This window comes from Pandoraea cepalis, assembly GCF_902459665.1.
Lineage (GTDB): Bacteria > Pseudomonadota > Gammaproteobacteria > Burkholderiales > Burkholderiaceae > Pandoraea > Pandoraea cepalis.
Genome location: NZ_CABPSL010000004.1, coordinates 203180 through 219808, shown reverse-complemented (window position 1 = coordinate 219808; position 16629 = coordinate 203180). Strand labels below are relative to the sequence as shown.

Genomic DNA, 16629 nt, shown 5'->3' with positions numbered 1-16629 from the left:
CGGGCCAGCATTTGTTCTCCCCAGCGTCGCGCGCGTAAGATAGCGCTTTCGCCCGAGGCCCTCCGCCCTCGGGCCTTCATTTGCCAGTCATGTCTAGCTTCTGGATCACGATTACCAATTTCGGCGGTGCCGCCGTGACGGTGCCCGCCGCCGCCGCCCTCACCCTCTGGTTGCTCTCGGCCCGTGCGTGGCGTATGGCATTGACCTGGGTCGCGCTGTTTGCGGCCGGTGCGCTTGTCGTCGCGGCCTCCAAGGTCATGTTCCTCGGCTGGGGGCTCGGGGTCCGCGAACTCGATTTCACCGGCGTGAGCGGCCATACGATGCTTGCCGCCACCGTGTACCCGGTCATTGCATGGTTGCTTGTGCGTCACTTCAAGTGGCCGTGGCGCGTGCTCGGCATGGCCGCCGCCACGGCGGGTAGCGTGGCCGTCGGGGCGTCGCGCGTCGCCCTGTCGGCGCACTCGATTTCGGAGACGGTGGCCGGCTGTGTCGTGGGCTTCGCCATTTGCGCAGCCTTTGCCTGGCACACGCGTCGCGACGCCACGCCCAATCTCAAAACCCTGCCGATGGCGGCCAGCCTGTTCATTCTCGTGATGTGGCTGCACGGCGAGCGCGTGCCGACGCAGCGCTGGATCACTCACGTTGCGCTCACGCTGTCCGGTCGCGAGCACCCGTTCCGTCGCATCAGCTGGCACGCACGAAAGCCCACGCCGCCGTCGACCCTGCAGCCCTCGCGACCCTTGCCGGCGATACCCGCCACCTCGCCCGATACGCCCACGCCAGCCCAGGCGCGATGAACCGCCTCACGGGCGCGGCGCCAGTGTCTGCGCGCAAGTTGTCGCAGATCACGGTAGGGGTACGACGTCTGCGATATATTTGCTGAAACGCCCCGTGACGTATTGACGTCGCGGCACCGGGGGCGTTGCCCATTGCATCCTCCTCGCTTCGTCGTCTGCGGCGCGCGTTCGCACGAGCGTGGCGAGGTAGAACGGAGTCCGTCATGCCCGCTCGCACTGCCAAGACCTCCGACGCGCCGGTGTCCCCATCGTCCCAGTCGTCCTCCGCATCGCGCTCGCGCGGCGCGCCCAAAGCCGCGAACCCGCCGACGCGCCGTGCGACGCCACCGGGCCCGGTGCCCGCCGCCGCAGCGAGCCCTGTCTCGACCACGGCGGGAAGCTCGTCTGCGCCCGCGGATACGCCCGAGGTGGCATTTCCGTCGCCAGCCGCCTCGTTTACAGACAGTCTCGACCGCGCCGCGATGGCGGCGACCGCGCGGTTTACCGGCAATGTCTCTCCCGCAGCGGTGGCGCTCGCCTGGGCCGACTGGGCCATGCACGTCGCGACGGCGCCCGGGCATCAGCTCAACGTCTTCAAGGCGTTCGCCGCCATCGACAAGCCGACGGCCAGTGATCGGGCCAAGGCCGGCGGTCCGCCCGTCGCCGACCGGCGCTTTCGCGACCCACTGTGGGATCAACTCCCGTTCGCCTGGTGGCGTGAACGTTTCCTTCGAACGCAGGATTTCGTCGACACGATGACGGGCGAAATTCCGGGTGTCGACCGGCATCACCGCGACGTGGTGCGCTTCATGGCGAGGCAATGGCTCGACGTGTTCGCGCCAAGCAACGTCTGGTTCCTGAATCCGGAAGTCATCAACGCCGTGCGCGACACGCATGGGCAAAACCTCGTCAGTGGTGCGCAACGCTGGTGGTCCGACCTGCGCGATATGGCGGCGGGCCATGCGCCGGGGGCGGGACCAGAGGCGTGCAAAGCATTCTGCGTCGGCCACGATATCGCCGCGACGCCCGGCAAGGTCGTCTTTCGCAACGCGTATTTCGAGTTGCTTCACTACGCCCCGGCGCAGGCGCAGACGTGGCGCGAACCGATTCTTATCGTGCCGTCGTGGCTGCTGAAGTACTACATCCTCGACTTGGAAGCGCAGCATTCGCTTGTGCGCTATTTGGTGGCGCAAGGCCATAACGTCTTCATGATGTCGTGGCACAACGCCGGGTCGAAGGCTCATGACCGTGGGCTGGACGACTACCTGAACGCCGGACTGCTGACCGCCCTGCGGGAGGTGCATCGCCTGACGGACAACGTGCCCGTGCATGCCTGCGGCTACTGCCTGGGCGGCACGCTGCTCGCCATCGCGGCGGCCACGCTTGCGCGCGGAAACCCGACCGGCGGTGAAGACGGAAGCGAGATCAGTCGCGATAACCGAGGCGGCGACGGACGTTCGAAAGGCGGCGCGCCAGGAAGCGACCTGCTGGCCAGCGTGACGCTGCTGGCGGCGCAATCCGACTTCAGCGAGCCAGGCGAACTGGGACTATTTATCGACGCCAGCCAGGTGGCGTATCTTGAAGCGATGATGTGGCGCCAGGGATTCATCAGCGGCGAGCAGCTCGCGGGGACGTTCCAGTTGCTCAATTCGCGCGATCTGATCTGGTCGCGGCTCATGCACGACTACCTGCTCGGCAAACCGGCGCAAACGACCGACTTCACGGTGTGGAATGCCGACACCACACGGATACCCGCGCGGCTGCACAGTCAGTGCCTGCGCGAGCTGTATCTGAACAATGCGCTGGCGACGGGCACACTGAAGGTGGGCGGACTACCGGTCGCGCTATCGGATATTCGCGTGCCGATGTTCGTGGTGGCGACCGAACGCGATCACATTTCCCCGTGGCGCTCGGTCTACAAGATGCATCTGCTCTACAACGGCGATCTGACGTTTGCGCTCGTCTCGGGCGGGCACAACGTGGGTATCGTTTGTGAGCCGGGACATCCGACCAGTCACCATCGCGTCGCCACGCGCACGGCGGGCGCCGCGTATCGCGATCCCGACGAATGGTTCGGCACTACGCCCGCCAAGCCAAGCTCCTGGTGGCCAGCATGGCAGGCGTGGCTGCTGGCCCACGGCAGCGAAAAATCCGTCGCCGCCGCCTGGCCACCGGCGCACTCGCTATGTGATGCGCCCGGCGCTTACGTGCTCGAGCGTTGAGCCGGAGCCCCGCCGCGCTTGGGCGGTACGCGGCCGTTGAGCGGCGACTGTTGGGAGACGGCCGCCTCGGTGGCCTGTGCCGCCTGCGTCGACAAGCGCCGCCAGGCGTCCATCGTGCCCAGTGTGGCGTCGTTGAATGCCTGGAACCACTTCTGCAACGGCGCTTCGGCGGCCTTGGCGGCGTCTCCGGGCATGGTGCCCGCCCCCATCAAATCGGGCAGCGTCATCGCACCCGCCATGCCGTGCTGCAATTCTTCGCCCGTCTTGCGCAAATGCTCGGTCCAGAGCAGTTGATTGTTCGCGCACACCGCCAGCCACTCGCGCCAGAATTCGTTCTGTTGCGCGAGCTGACCGTTGAGCATCTGCAAGTGCGCGGTCAAGAGCCCATTGAAGTCCTTGGCGCCGCCGAGCGACTTCGCGGCGTCGGCATGCGCCTTGAGCAATTCGGTGTCGCGCTCTGCCTGCAGTTGGTGCATGTGTTGCGCCGCTTCCAGCAGAATGCCGTAGGCGCCCAGCGCGCTCGCGGTGCCGAGTTTGACCATCGTGAGTGCCGGATTCGTTTCCTTTGACATCGTGACTCTCCTGAGTATGTAGTAGGCAGCGTCGCTGCAAGTCACTCCATATGCATGCCACCGTTGATGGCAAGGTTGCTGCCGGTGATGAAGCCCGCGTCGTCCGAGGCAAGGAAGGCCACCAGGGCGGCCACCTCATCGGGCCGCCCCAGTCGGCCGACCGGAATCTGCGGAATGATGCGCGATTCGAGCACATCGGCCGGAACGGCCGTGACCATCTTCGTGGCGAGATATCCCGGCGAGATCGTGTTGACGGTCACCCCGGCCTTGGCGACCTCCAGCGCCAGCGACTTGGTGAACCCATGCATGCCGGCCTTCGCCGCCGCGTAGTTCGCTTGTCCAAACGCCCCACGGCTGCCATTGACCGACGAGATGTTGATAATGCGGCCCCAGCCGCGCGCGACCATGCCACCGAAGACCGGCCGGGTCATGTTGAATACGCTATCCAGATTCGTGCGCAATACCAATTGCCAGTTTTCGGACGTCATCTTGCGCATCGTCGCGTCGCGCGTGATTCCCGCGTTATTGATCAGGATGTCCACCGGACCGGTATCGGATTCGACGGCTTTCGCGCACGCCTCGCACGACGCAAAATCGGCGACGTCGACACGGTAGGCGGCGAACTCTCGGCCAGCGGCGCGCATGCGCTCGACCCACCCTTCGCAATCGTGATTCTGGGGCGAACAAGTGACCGCAACCCGATACCCGGCATCGGCCAGGCGCAGGCTGATGGCCTCACCCAAACCGCCCATACCGCCTGTAACCAAAGCGATGCGTGTTGTCATGGCTATCCATCTCCGGTGAGCATCAATCGCGAAACGTCAGATACCTCCAGCATAGCCGCGAACCCCCAGCTTGCCGCCGCGCGCGATGCCCGCGCGTGCCCTTCGCTTGACCTTGGTCAAAGTCGGACGCCCGTGCGGCGCCGTGCGCGCGAAGACTCACCGATGTCCACGGTGGTTGCGGCGCGTACTCGCTAGGCATCGTACTCCAAATTAATTCGGCGGTTGGCCTTTCCCGGCTTGCCGACAACAATCCAATGACACGCTCCCCGTCGATAGTCACAGGGCGGCAGAAAGTCGTGCGCAACGCCGTTGCACCCCGTCGGCAATCCATATATCATCGCCCGTAGATTTAATCCCGATGTCTCACTTTGTGAGTTACGAGCGCACGATGCCCCTTCTGTCCGACATCGCACCACGCCGCCTTGCCCTGGCCGTCGCCATCACGGCCATTGCCGCCATCTTGAGCGCGTGTTCGCGCAAAGCCCCGCCGGAGGCCCCCCCGCGCCCGGTCGTGGCCGTGGCGGCCAAGGTCGCCGAGCACGCACCCGTTGTGTCGCTACCGGCACAAATCGAGGCGCGCTACGTCACGCCGCTCTCGTTCCGTGTCGCGGGCCAGATCATCGAGCGCAACGTGCGACTCGGCGACGCCGTCAAGGCGGGCCAGATCGTCGCCCGGCTCGATCCGGGCGATCTCTCGAAGCAGGCCGCCAGTGCTCGTGCTCAGCTCGACGCCGCGCAGCACCAACTCGATTACGCGACGCAAACCGTCACCCGTGACCGCGCGCAAGCCCGCGAGAACCTCATCGCTCCGGCGCAGTTGGAACAATCAGAGAATGCCTACGCAAGCTCGCTCGCTCAGCGCAATCAGGCGACGCAGCAGGCCGCACTGGCCGGCGATCAGTTGAACTACGGCAGCCTCAAGGCCGATCGCGACGGCGTCATCACCGCCGAGCAGGCCGATACGGGGCAGAACGTCAGCGCCGGTCAGCCGGTGTACCAGTTGGCATGGACGGGCGAGGTCGACGTGATTACCGACGTGCCCGAAGTCGCGCTCGCCGCGCTGCGCGTCGGGCAGATGACGACCGTCTCGCTGCCCGCCGTGCCGGGCAAGACGTGGCAGGCGCGTGTGCGTGAAATCGCGCCGGCGGCCGATCCCATGAGCCGCACATACCGCGCCAAGCTCTCGCTGCTCGCGCCTGGCCCCGACGTCAAACTCGGCATGACGGCCAACGTTGCGTTCGCACAACCCTTCGCGCCGCCGGCCGCCCCACCCGCGGCATCGTCGCCGACATCGGCCACGCCCGTCGCAATGGCGTCCGGCGTGCCTGCCGCCACCCCGCTCGCGGACGGCCCGCCCATCACACTGCCGTCGACCGCGCTCTTCCACGAGGGCGATCAACCCGCGGTGTGGGTCGTCAAGGCCGACGACACATTGGTGCTGCGGCGTGTGAAGATCGTTCGCTACGGCGAGCGCACCGTCACCGTCGCGGGCGGCATTCAACCCGGCGAGCGCATCGTCTGGCAAGGCGCGCACACCGTCACCGCCGGCGAGAAGGTTCGCGTGGTTGCGCCGCTGCACCCCGAGGACTTCGCGTCATGAGCCCGCAGGACGGTAAGCCGCCCGCGCCCGTGGCATCCTCTGCCACGCCGCCCTCCGCACCCAAGGACTATCGTCACGAGGAGGGCCGCTTCAACCTCTCCGCGTGGGCCCTGCGGCATCGCGCACTCGTGATCTTCCTGATCGCGATGGCCACGATCTTCGGCATTCTGGCCTACTCGCGCCTCGCGCAATCGGAAGATCCGCCCTTTACGTTCCGCGTGATGGTCATCCGCACGTACTGGCCGGGCGCGACCGCCAAACAGGTGCAGGAGCAGGTCACCGACCGGATCGCGCGCAAGCTCCAGGAGATGCCGGCGATCGACTTCCAACGCAGCTATTCACGCCCTGGCGAATCGCTGCTGTTTTTCTCGATGAAGGATTCGGCGCCCGCGAGCGACGTGCCGGAAGAGTGGTACCAGGTGCGCAAGAAAGTCGGTGACATCGCATACACCTTGCCGCAGGGCGTGCAAGGACCGTTTTTCAACGATGAATTCGGCGACGTCTACACGCACATCTTCACGCTCCAGGGCGACGGCTTCGGTCCCGCCCAGTTGCGCGATTACGCCGACTCGTTACGCACCGTGCTGCTGCGCGTGCCTGGCGTGGCGAAGGTCGACTACTTCGGCGACCAGGAGCAGCGCATCTATGTCGAGATCAACAACACACAACTGACGCGACTCGGCATTTCGCCGAACCAGATCGCGCAGGCCGTGGGCGCGCAGAACGCGGTCTCGCCCGCGGGCACGATCGACACGCCCAACGACCGGCTGGTCGTGCGCCCGAGCGGCCAGTTCCGCAGCGTGGATGACCTTGCCGACACGCTCATCCGCGTGAACAACCGATCCTTCCGGCTGGGCGACATCGCCACGATCAAGCGCGGCTATGTCGACCCGCCCGTCTCGGAGATGCGCTTCGGTGGCAAGCCCGTGCTCGGCATTGGCATCACCATGCAAAAGGGGCAGGACGTCGTTCACCTTGGCAAGGCGCTGGCCGGCAAGATGGGCGAGCTGCGTGCTCAGTTGCCCGCAGGCCTCACGCTCACTGAAGTCGCGAGCATGTCGAAGTCCGTGTCACAGTCCGTCGACGACTTCCTCGAAGCGGTGGCCGAAGCCGTCGCCATCGTGCTCATCGTGAGCCTCGTCTCGCTTGGCTTGCGCACCGGCATGGTGGTGGCCATTTCGATTCCGGTTGTCCTCGCCGTGACGTCGCTGTTCATGTACCTCTTCGACATCGGGCTGCACAAGGTGTCACTCGGCACGTTGATCCTGGCGCTCGGGCTGTTGGTGGACGATGCGATCATCGCCGTCGAAATGATGGCCGTGAAGCTCTCCCAAGGCTGGAATCGCAAGCGTGCGGCTGCCTTCGCCTACACGAGCACGGCGTTCCCCATGCTGACCGGCACGCTCGTGACCGTGTCCGGCTTTCTGCCCATTGCCCTGGCGAAGTCGAGCACGGGTGAATATACGCGCTCGATCTTCGAGGTCTCGGCCATTGCGCTGCTCGCCTCGTGGCTGGCCGCCGTCGTGCTCATTCCGCTGCTCGGCTACAAGCTGCTGCCCGAGCGAGCGCGCGAGGCCCATCACGGCGACGATCATGAGCACGAGGTCTACGACACCCGCTTCTACAATCGTCTGCGCGGCTGGTTGACGTGGTGCATCGAGCGCCGCTTGATCGTGCTTGCCATCACCGTTGTGCTGTTCCTGATTTCGATGGCCGGCTTCTCGCTCGTGCCCCAGCAGTTTTTCCCGAGTTCCGACCGGCCCGAACTGATGGTCGATCTCCGTCTGCCGGAAGGGGCGTCGTATCAGGCGACACTGCGCGAGACGCAACGCCTGGAAAAATTGCTCAAGGGTCGGAAGGAGATTGATCACACGGTGAGTTTTGTCGGCACCGGCGCGCCCCGCTTCTATCTGCCGCTCGATCAGCAACTGCCCACGCCGAACTTCGCGCAACTGGTTGTTACCGCCAAGTCCGTGGACGACCGGGAGGCGCTCGCCCAATGGCTCGAGCCGAAGCTGCGCGAAGCCATGCCCGGTGTGCGCACCCGGTTGTCGCGACTGGAAAACGGGCCGCCCGTCGGCTTTCCCGTGCAGTTTCGCGTGAGCGGCGATGACATTGGCACGGTGCGCAAGATCGCCGAGCAGGTGGCGGCGGTCATGCGCAAGAACGGTGACACCGCCGATGTCCAGTTCGACTGGGACGAGCCCTCACAACGCTCGGTGCGCTTCGAAGTCGACCAGCAGAAAGCACGCGCACTGGGCGTGAGTTCGACGGACATCTCGAACTTCATCGCCATGACGCTCACGGGCTACGACATCAGCCAATACCGCGAACGCGACAAGCTGATCTCGATCACACTGCGCGCCCCCAAGGCCGAGCGGGTGGATCCGGCGAAGCTCGCCACGCTCGCCATGCCCACGCCGAACGGCCCGGTACCGCTGGCCACGCTGGGGCATGTGGTGAACGACCTGGAATATGGCGTGATCTGGGAGCGCGACCGCCAGCCGACGCTCACCGTGCGCTCGGATGTGCGCGCGGGCAAGCAGGGGATCGACGTGACCGACGCCGTCTACCGATCGCTCGGCGATATTCGCAAGGCCCTCCCGGTGGGTTATCGCATCGAGATCGGCGGATCGGTCGAAGAGTCCGCCAAGGGACAGTCGTCGATCATGGCGCAGATGCCGATCATGATCATTGCGGTGCTCACACTCCTGATGATCCAGCTCCAGAGCTTCGCGCGCACCCTGCTCGTGGTGCTCACGGCGCCGCTCGGCATGATCGGTGTGGTCGCCACGTTGCTGCTGTTCGGCAAGCCGTTCGGTTTCGTGGCAATGCTCGGCGTGATCGCGATGTTCGGCATCATCATGCGAAACTCGGTGATCCTGGTCGACCAGATCGAACAGGACATCGCGGCTGGACACCCGCGCTTCGACGCCATCGTGAGCGCCACGGTACGGCGCTTCCGGCCGATCACGCTCACGGCCGCCGCCGCCGTGCTCGCGCTGATCCCTTTGCTGCGCAGCAACTTCTTCGGCCCGATGGCTACGGCGTTGATGGGCGGCATCACCAGCGCCACGATTCTGACCGTGTTTTTCCTGCCGGCGCTGTACGCCACGGCATTCCGCGTGCGTCACCACGAACGTACCTCGCCCGCCGACCCCGCACACGCGGCTAACCCGCAAGGAGACCGCTCATGATGCCGCGTCTCGCCCGGCGCTGGTGCGCCCCGCTCGTTCCGATCCTCCCATTGTGGCTGAGCGCCTGCGCGTTCACCCCGGGCGACACGCCGCCTGCCATGCCCTCACCCGCGCACTATGGCGCCAGCGCGCTGCCCGCCCATACCGACTCGGCGCAAGGCACGGCACAGCAGTTCGACGTGGGCGCGGCCCCCGTGAACGCGTGGTGGCATGCCTATCGCTCGGACACCCTCAATGCCCTCGTCGACGAAGGGCTGCGCAACAGTCCCTCGCTGTCTTCGGCGGAGCATGCCTTGCAGGGCGCGCGCGAGCAGTTGAAGGCGCAGATCGGCGCGTCGCTCTTCCCGTCGATCGACCTTGGCGGCGAAGCAGCGCGCGAGCGCAATCTAGGCATCCCGAATCTCGGACCGCCGACGGCGCTATACAACATGTTCGTGGGACAGGTACAGGCACGCTACACGTTCGACTTATTCGGCGCCGCTCGCTTCGCCGATGCGTCGCTGGCGGCCCAGGTCGATCAGCAGGCGTTCCAGCTCGAATCGGCGCGGCAGGCGCTTGCGGCGAATATCGTCTCCGGCGCCATCGGGGCGTCGGTGCTCGGCGCACAGGTCAAAGCGACCGAGCGGCTCGTCGAACTGGCGCAGGCCGACGCCACGGAGATGGCCCGGCGAGAGGTGCTCGGTGCCGTCTCCCGCGCCGACGCGCTGGCGTCCGCTCAAAACGCCGAGACGCTCGCAGCGTCGCTGCCCGGGCTGCGCGCGCAGTGGCAGTCCACGCGCCACGCGTTGGCGGTGTTGCTCGGGCGCACGCCCGATCGCGCCCCCGACGATGTGCCGCTGGGCGCGCTGAAGGTCCCCGAACGGGTGCCGGTCGTCGTGCCGTCGACGTTGCTGCAATCGCGGCCCGACATCCAGGCGGCCGAAATGGCCCTCAAGGCAGCCTCGGCCGAGGTCGGCGTGGCCACGGCGCAGATGTTCCCGAGTCTGACGCTCAGCGCGTCGATGGGCAAAGGCGGTTTCCATTGGCCGATGGTGCTCTCCGGTGCCGGCGCGCTCTGGAGCGTAGCCGCGTCGATCTCGCAGCCGATTTTCCACGGTGGCGCATTGCTCGCGCAGCGTCGGGCGGCGAGCGCCGCATATGCGGCCGCGGTCGACCGATACAAGCAGACGGTGCTCGCCGCCTTCAAAAACGTGGCCGATACGTTGGCGTCGCTCGAAGCGGACAACACATCGCTGCAGCACGCGGACCTTGCCAGCGCGGCGGCCGAGCAGATCTATCGCGACACGGCCGCCCGCGTGCGCCTGGGCGCCCTGCCGGTGTCGGCGGCGCGCGGGCGCGAACAGCAGTACTGGAACGCCTATCTCACGACAGTGCGTGCAACCGGCGCACGTTTGTCGGATACTGCGCTCCTCTTCTACGCAATGGGGGTGCCGCCGGCGCCGGTGGCCGATACGGCCCAGGCCGCTGAGGCCACACGCCCCGCGCACGACGTTGTCCGACAATGACTGCCATATCGACCCCGCGGGGCCGTCGCCCCAAACACCTGCCCGAAGGCCGTGCGGCGTTGCTTGCCGCCGCCATCGACGCCTTTTCGCAACTGGGCTATGACGGCGCCAACCTGCGTGGCATCGCGCGGGCGGCGAAGGTCGACGCCAGCCTGGTGCGCGTGCACTTCGGCTCGAAGGAGCAACTGTGGCGCGCATGCGTGGACACGCTCGAAAGCGCGCTCGAGGGTCCGACCGAGCGGCTGCGCGCGTTGTCGCTCGACACTGCGCGTCCGGTGACCGATCGTCTCAAGGAAGCCATTGCGATCATCGCCGCCCACGCCATCAACCATCCGGAGCACAAGCAGTTCATCACGCAGCACGCATCGGAGACCGGCGAGCGCGGCGCCATCTTGCACCGTCATCTGGTGACGCCCGTCTACGACTGCATGGAGCCCCTCATCGTGCAGGGCATGCAAGCGGGTGTCGTGCGTGCCGAACATCCGGCCATGTACTTTTGCGTGCTTGTCCACGCCCTGCACCCACCGCCCGGCTCCCCGGTGCTGATGCAATTGATTGCGCCGCAGGTCGGCGGCGACGCGTTCGGGCCGGCCCTGATCAAGCAGGTCGAATGCCTGTTCTTCGCCGAACCCAACGCCCCAAAAGACTGACGCCCGTCAGCGCCAAGCGACGCGGCGGTGTCACGAACGCATCTTGACGGTATCCGGGACGCGACAGGTGCGCCGATGCATTACACTGGCGGCCGCCTTCTTTTGCTTTCATCCTCATGTCCGAAGCTACCTCCACCACCGTCATTCTCGGCGCCGGTCAAGCCGGCGGCGAAACCGCCCTCGCCCTGCGTCAACTGGGTTATGCCGGGCGCATCGTGCTCGCCGGCAGCGAAAGCCATCTGCCGTATCGCCGCCCGCCGCTCTCCAAAGCGTTTCTGTCCGGTCAGGCCGATGAAGCCAGCCTGCTGATCCGTCCGGCGGACGCCTGGGAAAAGGCCGAGATCGACGTGCGTCTGGGCGTGACGGCCACTGCCATCGACCGCGCGGCGCGCACCGTCACGTTCGACGACGGCCAGACACTCGGCTACGACCATCTGGTGCTGGCGCTCGGCGGCCGCGTTCGCCATCTGCCCATTCCGGGCGGTGACGCCCCGAATGTCTACTACCTGCGCAACATCGCCGACGCGACGCGTCTGCGCGAAGCGCTCGCACCGGGCAAGCGTGTCGTCGTGGTCGGCGGCGGCTACATCGGGCTGGAAGTGGCGGCAACCGCCGTCAAGGCGGGCGCCGCGGTGACCGTGCTCGAAGCGGCCCCGCGCCTGCTGGCCCGCGTGGCGGAAGCCGATCTGGCGGAATTTTTCGCGACGCTGCATCGCGAGAACGGCGTCGACGTGCAGGTGGGCGTCGGCGTAACGGCCCTCGAGCAGGATGCGGCCGGTCAGGTCGTCGCGGTCGTCGCCGGTGACAAGCGCCTGCCGGCTGACGTGGTGGTCGTTGGCATTGGTCTTGTGCCGAACACAGAGCTGGCACAGGCCGCGGGGCTGGCGGTCGAGAACGGCATCGTCGTCGACGAATTTGCCCGTACGAGCGATCCGGCGATCCTGGCGGTGGGCGACTGCGCGCATCACGAACACCCGGCGCTGGGCCGCCGCATTCGTCTGGAATCGGTGCCGAGCGCGAGCGAAATGGCCAAGGTGGCCGCGAGCGTGGTGCATGGCGATGCGCCCAAGGCCGTCGCGACCGCGCCGTGGTTCTGGTCGGATCAGTTCAACGCGAAGCTGCAAATGGTCGGCCTGACCGACGGCCATGACGCCATGATCGAGCGCCGCTTGCCGGATGCGCAAGGGGCCGCCGTGTTCATGCGCTTCTATCTGCGCGAAGGTGCCGTCGTGGCGGCCGTGAGCATCAATCGGGCACAGGAGTTTCTGGCGGCACGCGAACTCGTCGGCCGCCGCGCCGTGGTCGACCCGGTGCGTCTGGCCGACGCTGCCACGCCCCTCAAAACGCTTCTCGCAGAACTCGGCCCGGCCGCCTGAGGCCGAACGCATTCTTCTGATGTGCCAAACGCCGGGCGCTTCCGCCCGGCGATCAACGCGCCGCCTGACGGCGCGCGCGTCACTCCACCGGTGCGTGCGCGGGCAACAGCAACACCGGCCGACCCGCGTGACGGGCCGTGTCCTCCGCGACGCTGCCCAGCGTGAAGCGTCGGAACCCGCGCCGCCCGTGCGTGCCAAGCACGATGACATCGGCGTCGGTCTCTTTGCCTGCGCAGATAATCTGATCGGCAACCCCCTCGCCGACCGGCTGAAGCTCCCGCATCTCGACGTCGCCGGGCACGCCCGCCTCGTGCAGGCGTCGCATCGCCCACTTCAGCGCCTGCTCGCCCACGGCGCGCACCGCGCCAAGCAGCGGGGCCGAGTCGAAGCCTTCGGGAAACGGCCCCGGCATATCCAGTACATGGACGACGCGCAACGACGCCCCATGCGCGCGAGCCAGGGAAATCGCATATTCAAAGGCGCGGTGCGACGTCTCGCTGTCGTCGAGCGCGACGAGTATCCGTTCGTAGTGTCCGCCCGCACGCGACGGCGAACGCGGACGCGCCTCGCCCGCCACCAGCATCACCGGCACCTCCGCGCTGCGCAGGATCTGTTCGGCCACGCTGCCCAGCATGGCGCGTCGCACACCGCCCCGGCCGTGCGTGCCGACGATGATGATGTCGGCACCCCACTCGTTGGCCTCGCGGGTGACGGCCTCGGGCACGGTCTCGCCGGTCGTGCGCAGATCGAGCAAATGCGCCTGTGGGTCGAGTCCTTCCTCGCGCAGATACAACACCGCGCGCGCCAGATGTTCCTCGCCCTCGCGCTGCATGTCGCGACGCACCTGCTCCAGGTCGATAAGCTTGGCGAAGGCGGAAGTCACCGGCGTGACGGGATCTTCCACCGTGTGAATGACGCGGATCATGTCGCCGTTGCGCGCAAAGGCGGCCGCCTCGCGCAGCGCACGGCGTGACGATTCGCTACCGTCGGTCGCCAGCAGAATGCGTTTTGTCATGAGCAGCCTCGCAAGGAGCGTCAGAGGAAAGCCTCGCACGCAGGCGGCGTGTCCGGCATCGTGCCGCCGCGCGAGTCGCTTCGACTGTCGAACCGTGACACGATGCGCCTACTATAGCGCTCGATCGTAGCGGAAGACTACCTTCGCGGGCTCGAGAATCCCTCTTAAGACGCGCTTGCTTGATGCAACGCAAAAACGCCACGGGCCCGACGTATCGGGCCTGTGTATGCCGCCAGTCCAGCAGAGAACCAGTGGCGGGACGTTGCGCTTATCGGGCGGCGTCGCCCCAGCGATAAGCATGCGACACGTCGTCGAGCTTCGCCTTGAGGCCGACGTCGAGCGCGTAGTCGACGGTGCCGAGTGTTTCGGTCAATTGTTCGACGCGGCTGGCGCCGATAATCGCCGACGTGACGACCGGGTTCGCCAGCACCCAGGCGAGCGACAGACGCGTCAGCGACTCACCCGCGTCCTTCGCAATGCCTTTGAGCGACTCGATCGTCTCGAACTCACGCTCGTGCCAGTAGCGTTGCTGGTACATCGAGCCGGCTTTGCCGACCGTCGCCGTGGTGAAGCGACCTTCGCTGGGGGCGGCGTCGTGTCGGTATTTGCCCGTCAGCAATCCCCCGGCAAGCGGGTTGTAGGGGATGACCGCCAGACCTTCTTCACTGGCCAGCGGCAGCAGTTCGCGCTCGATCTGACGGAACAGCAGGTTGTAGCGCGGCTGCACCGACACGAAGCGGGCCACGCGCAGCACGTCCGCGCGGCCCAGGGCACGTGCGAGGCGATAGGCGAGGTAATTCGACACGCCGACGTAGCGGGCCTTGCCCGACTTCACGATGGTGTCGAGCGCCTCGAGCGTTTCGTCGATGGGCGTGTCGGTGTCGTCGGAATGCAGTTGGTACAGGTCGACGTAGTCGGTTCCCAGGCGGCGCAGCGACGCATCGATGGCATCGAGCAGATGCTTGCGCGACGCCCCCTTGTCCCACGGTGACGGTCCCATCTGGCCGCAAGCTTTGGTCGCGACGATGAACTGGCTACGGCGCCCCTTGAGCCAACGACCGACGATCTCCTCGGTACGTCCGGACAACGAGATGTCGGCGCCGAGCGGGTAGACGTCGGCAATATCGATGAAGTTGACGCCCGCGTCGGCAGTACGGTCGAGAATCGCGTGGCTGGCGGCCTCCTCGGTTTGCAGACCGAACGTCATGGTGCCCAGGCACAAGCGGGAAACGCTCAGGCCGGTGCGGCCGAATTTGGTGTATTGCACAGTAACTCCCGGAAGTTTCGAATGCGTCCATGCCAGGCGACGATTGCGGGCCGCGCCGGCCACGCCCGCTGGCAAGAGCGCACAGTATGCGCGATTCCGGGAAAACGCGTGCGCGAGCCCGAACGCGCATTCGCGTGCGGATCCGGCGAGGATTCGCGCGGGGTTGGCGCGTCACTCCATCGATTTGATGGTCCACCCAGACACCGTCAGTGCCTCGAATGCGCAATCGCAGGCCATCGGTCTCGCCCAACTGGGCAAACGTGACCGTGCGCAGGCGGTTACCGGTCGGAGCCGGGGCGAGCGCAGCGGTGGTGCCGCTATCGCCAGCCGAGTGCCCGCAAGGTCCATCGCTGTGTCAACTAGCAGACAGATGGCAGAGATTTTTTTATAACGCGACCAAGACGCTCGAAGCTGCATGTGCGATGCCTCATCTGTTCTTGTGCTGCATTATTGCCGCTCTCACATCCGGCTTGCTCGAAGGACCCGACGTCTCACCACGTCGTTGTCCGGCAATCCTAAGATTGCCAGTGTCCGGCGGAACTGCACAGCATGTGTGTCTGACAGCGGTAGATGCGCCATGCCAGCCTGCCTGAGTGAGCGGAATCAAGCGAACCTTGGTGTTCGGTCACTGAACGCCCGGTGCACCGGCTGACCGGCCGCCAGCGAAATTGCCCTGCCTTCGAGGCACCTATACAATGCCTTGCATGCGCCAGACCGAACCCTCATCAGCCAAGGTCACGTTGCCCATGACAAATGTCACGCCCAACCCGCAAACCGCCGACGCGATGATCGAGCATCGTTATCCGTCGGATATCGATCGGTTGCGCGAAGTCGTCGGCGTCGATGCGCTGCCGTTCTATCGCGACGAACAAGCGATCGTTGCCAACCGGCAGGCGCGCGAACGCTGGCCGCATCTGGTCGCCTTCGCTGACTCACGCAGCGCTGCATCGACGCTGTCGGCCGCATCGGCGGTGACGACTGCCGCGCCGCTCTCCAGCGCGAGCTGACCTCGCATGCGAGACACCTCGATCGTCGCCGCCTTCGATTTCGACGGCACCATTTCCACCACCGACAGTCTTCGCATCTTCGTGCGCGAGACGGTCGGCACACCGCGCTTCGTGGCTGGCGCCCTGCTCGCTTCGCCGTGGCTGATCGGCGCAGCGCTGCGTGTGGTCGACCGGGGCACCGCGAAGGCCGCGTTCCTGCGCGCGTCGCTGGGCGCACGCACACGGGCTCAGCTTGAGTACGATGCCAAGCGGTTCATCGCGCAACATTTGCCCCGCCTGCTTCGTCCCGAGATGCTCGCGCGTTTGCGGCAGCACCGGGCGATGGGACACCGTATCGTGCTGGTCAGCGCCTCACCCGGCTTGTACTTGCGCCTATGGGCCGCCTCCGTCGGTTTCGATGCCGTTCTCAGCACCGAACTGGCCTATGACGAACTCGGACGTTTCGCCGGTCAATTTTCCGAGCCGAATTGCTGGGGACCGGAAAAAGTGCGACGTCTCGAAGCTTGGTGGGCGGCCTCGCCGCCGCGCGTGCTGTTCGTCTATGGCGACAGCCGGGGCGACAAAGAGATGGCCGAGCGCGCCGATTACGCCTGGATCCGTGGTCAGGGCAAGCTCATGCCACTGCCCGATGCCGACGCATCGCGGCAGGCGCCCTGA

At 66.2% G+C, this 16629-nt stretch carries 13 protein-coding genes; 9 read left to right on the top strand and 4 right to left on the bottom strand.

The genetic code is table 11. The features are described from left to right. Positions 1-89: 89 nt before the first annotated feature. The gene (locus PCE31106_RS08310; RefSeq protein ID WP_254440949.1) at positions 90-797 is read left to right on the top strand and encodes a phosphatase PAP2 family protein; all 708 of its coding nucleotides are present in this window, start codon (positions 90-92) and stop codon (positions 795-797) included. A 203-nt stretch (positions 798-1000) separates the two neighbouring features. Further along, positions 1001-2998 (top strand): PHA/PHB synthase family protein, encoded by a 1998-nt coding sequence (locus PCE31106_RS08305; RefSeq protein WP_254440948.1) that lies wholly within the window; start codon positions 1001-1003, stop codon positions 2996-2998. Here the strand turns inward: PCE31106_RS08305 and PCE31106_RS08300 are convergent. Together PCE31106_RS08300 and phbB are read right to left on the bottom strand one after the other, a co-directional pair. Then, on the bottom strand, positions 2980-3570 hold the full coding sequence (locus tag PCE31106_RS08300) for a hypothetical protein (RefSeq protein ID WP_017232207.1): 591 nt from the start codon (positions 3568-3570) through the stop codon (positions 2980-2982). The two genes, PCE31106_RS08305 and PCE31106_RS08300, sit on opposite strands and share 19 nt — an antisense overlap. A 41-nt stretch (positions 3571-3611) precedes the next feature. Then, entirely contained in the window at positions 3612-4355 is a 744-nt protein-coding gene (gene phbB / locus PCE31106_RS08295) for an acetoacetyl-CoA reductase (protein WP_150549962.1), read from the bottom strand. Between the two features lie 388 nt (positions 4356-4743). Between phbB and PCE31106_RS08290 the strand changes: the two genes are divergently transcribed. The 5 genes from PCE31106_RS08290 to PCE31106_RS08270 all read left to right on the top strand — a co-directional run bounded on the left by PCE31106_RS08290 (position 4744) and on the right by PCE31106_RS08270 (position 12683). Next, positions 4744-5955: an efflux RND transporter periplasmic adaptor subunit gene (locus tag PCE31106_RS08290; protein WP_150562979.1), complete on the top strand. Its 1212-nt coding sequence runs from the start codon at positions 4744-4746 to the stop codon at positions 5953-5955. Then, on the top strand, positions 5952-9152 hold the full coding sequence (locus PCE31106_RS08285) for an efflux RND transporter permease subunit (RefSeq protein WP_246176184.1): 3201 nt from the start codon (positions 5952-5954) through the stop codon (positions 9150-9152). The genes PCE31106_RS08290 and PCE31106_RS08285 overlap by 4 nt, the downstream gene beginning before the upstream one ends. Continuing rightward, the gene (locus PCE31106_RS08280; protein ID WP_150549964.1) at positions 9149-10657 is read left to right on the top strand and encodes an efflux transporter outer membrane subunit; all 1509 of its coding nucleotides are present in this window, start codon (positions 9149-9151) and stop codon (positions 10655-10657) included. The genes PCE31106_RS08285 and PCE31106_RS08280 overlap by 4 nt, the downstream gene beginning before the upstream one ends. Next, positions 10654-11307, top strand: a complete 654-nt coding sequence (locus PCE31106_RS08275; protein WP_150562978.1) for a TetR/AcrR family transcriptional regulator — start codon at positions 10654-10656, stop codon at positions 11305-11307. The genes PCE31106_RS08280 and PCE31106_RS08275 overlap by 4 nt, the downstream gene beginning before the upstream one ends. A 116-nt stretch (positions 11308-11423) precedes the next feature. Then, positions 11424-12683: an NAD(P)/FAD-dependent oxidoreductase gene (locus PCE31106_RS08270; RefSeq protein WP_150562977.1), complete on the top strand. Its 1260-nt coding sequence runs from the start codon at positions 11424-11426 to the stop codon at positions 12681-12683. 79 nt (positions 12684-12762) lie between these two features. Here PCE31106_RS08270 and PCE31106_RS08265 read toward each other — a convergent pair whose 3' ends face one another. Both PCE31106_RS08265 and PCE31106_RS08260 read right to left on the bottom strand, forming a co-directional pair. Next, positions 12763-13698, bottom strand: a complete 936-nt coding sequence (locus PCE31106_RS08265) for a universal stress protein (RefSeq protein WP_150549967.1) — start codon at positions 13696-13698, stop codon at positions 12763-12765. A gap of 268 nt (positions 13699-13966) precedes the next feature. Further along, the gene (locus tag PCE31106_RS08260) at positions 13967-14965 is read right to left on the bottom strand and encodes an aldo/keto reductase (protein ID WP_150562976.1); all 999 of its coding nucleotides are present in this window, start codon (positions 14963-14965) and stop codon (positions 13967-13969) included. A gap of 746 nt (positions 14966-15711) precedes the next feature. Between PCE31106_RS08260 and PCE31106_RS08255 the strand changes: the two genes are divergently transcribed. Next, positions 15712-15972, top strand: a complete 261-nt coding sequence (locus tag PCE31106_RS08255; RefSeq protein ID WP_150549969.1) for a cellulose biosynthesis BcsR family protein — start codon at positions 15712-15714, stop codon at positions 15970-15972. Between the two features lie 6 nt (positions 15973-15978). Further along, positions 15979-16629: an HAD-IB family hydrolase gene (locus PCE31106_RS08250; RefSeq protein WP_150562975.1), complete on the top strand. Its 651-nt coding sequence runs from the start codon at positions 15979-15981 to the stop codon at positions 16627-16629.

What these genes read in the sequence shown, in the direction of transcription:
- PCE31106_RS08310 (WP_254440949.1), top strand. Translation starts at nt 90, where the DNA reads ATGTCTAGCTTCTGGATCACGATTACCAATTTCGGCGGTGCCGCCGTG.
- PCE31106_RS08305 (WP_254440948.1), top strand. Translation starts at nt 1,001, where the DNA reads ATGCCCGCTCGCACTGCCAAGACCTCCGACGCGCCGGTGTCCCCATCG.
- PCE31106_RS08300 (WP_017232207.1), bottom strand. Translation starts at nt 3,570, where the DNA reads ATGTCAAAGGAAACGAATCCGGCACTCACGATGGTCAAACTCGGCACC.
- phbB (WP_150549962.1), bottom strand. Translation starts at nt 4,355, where the DNA reads ATGACAACACGCATCGCTTTGGTTACAGGCGGTATGGGCGGTTTGGGT.
- PCE31106_RS08290 (WP_150562979.1), top strand. Translation starts at nt 4,744, where the DNA reads ATGCCCCTTCTGTCCGACATCGCACCACGCCGCCTTGCCCTGGCCGTC.
- PCE31106_RS08285 (WP_246176184.1), top strand. Translation starts at nt 5,952, where the DNA reads ATGAGCCCGCAGGACGGTAAGCCGCCCGCGCCCGTGGCATCCTCTGCC.
- PCE31106_RS08280 (WP_150549964.1), top strand. Translation starts at nt 9,149, where the DNA reads ATGATGCCGCGTCTCGCCCGGCGCTGGTGCGCCCCGCTCGTTCCGATC.
- PCE31106_RS08275 (WP_150562978.1), top strand. Translation starts at nt 10,654, where the DNA reads ATGACTGCCATATCGACCCCGCGGGGCCGTCGCCCCAAACACCTGCCC.
- PCE31106_RS08270 (WP_150562977.1), top strand. Translation starts at nt 11,424, where the DNA reads ATGTCCGAAGCTACCTCCACCACCGTCATTCTCGGCGCCGGTCAAGCC.
- PCE31106_RS08265 (WP_150549967.1), bottom strand. Translation starts at nt 13,698, where the DNA reads ATGACAAAACGCATTCTGCTGGCGACCGACGGTAGCGAATCGTCACGC.
- PCE31106_RS08255 (WP_150549969.1), top strand. Translation starts at nt 15,712, where the DNA reads ATGACAAATGTCACGCCCAACCCGCAAACCGCCGACGCGATGATCGAG.
- PCE31106_RS08250 (WP_150562975.1), top strand. Translation starts at nt 15,979, where the DNA reads ATGCGAGACACCTCGATCGTCGCCGCCTTCGATTTCGACGGCACCATT.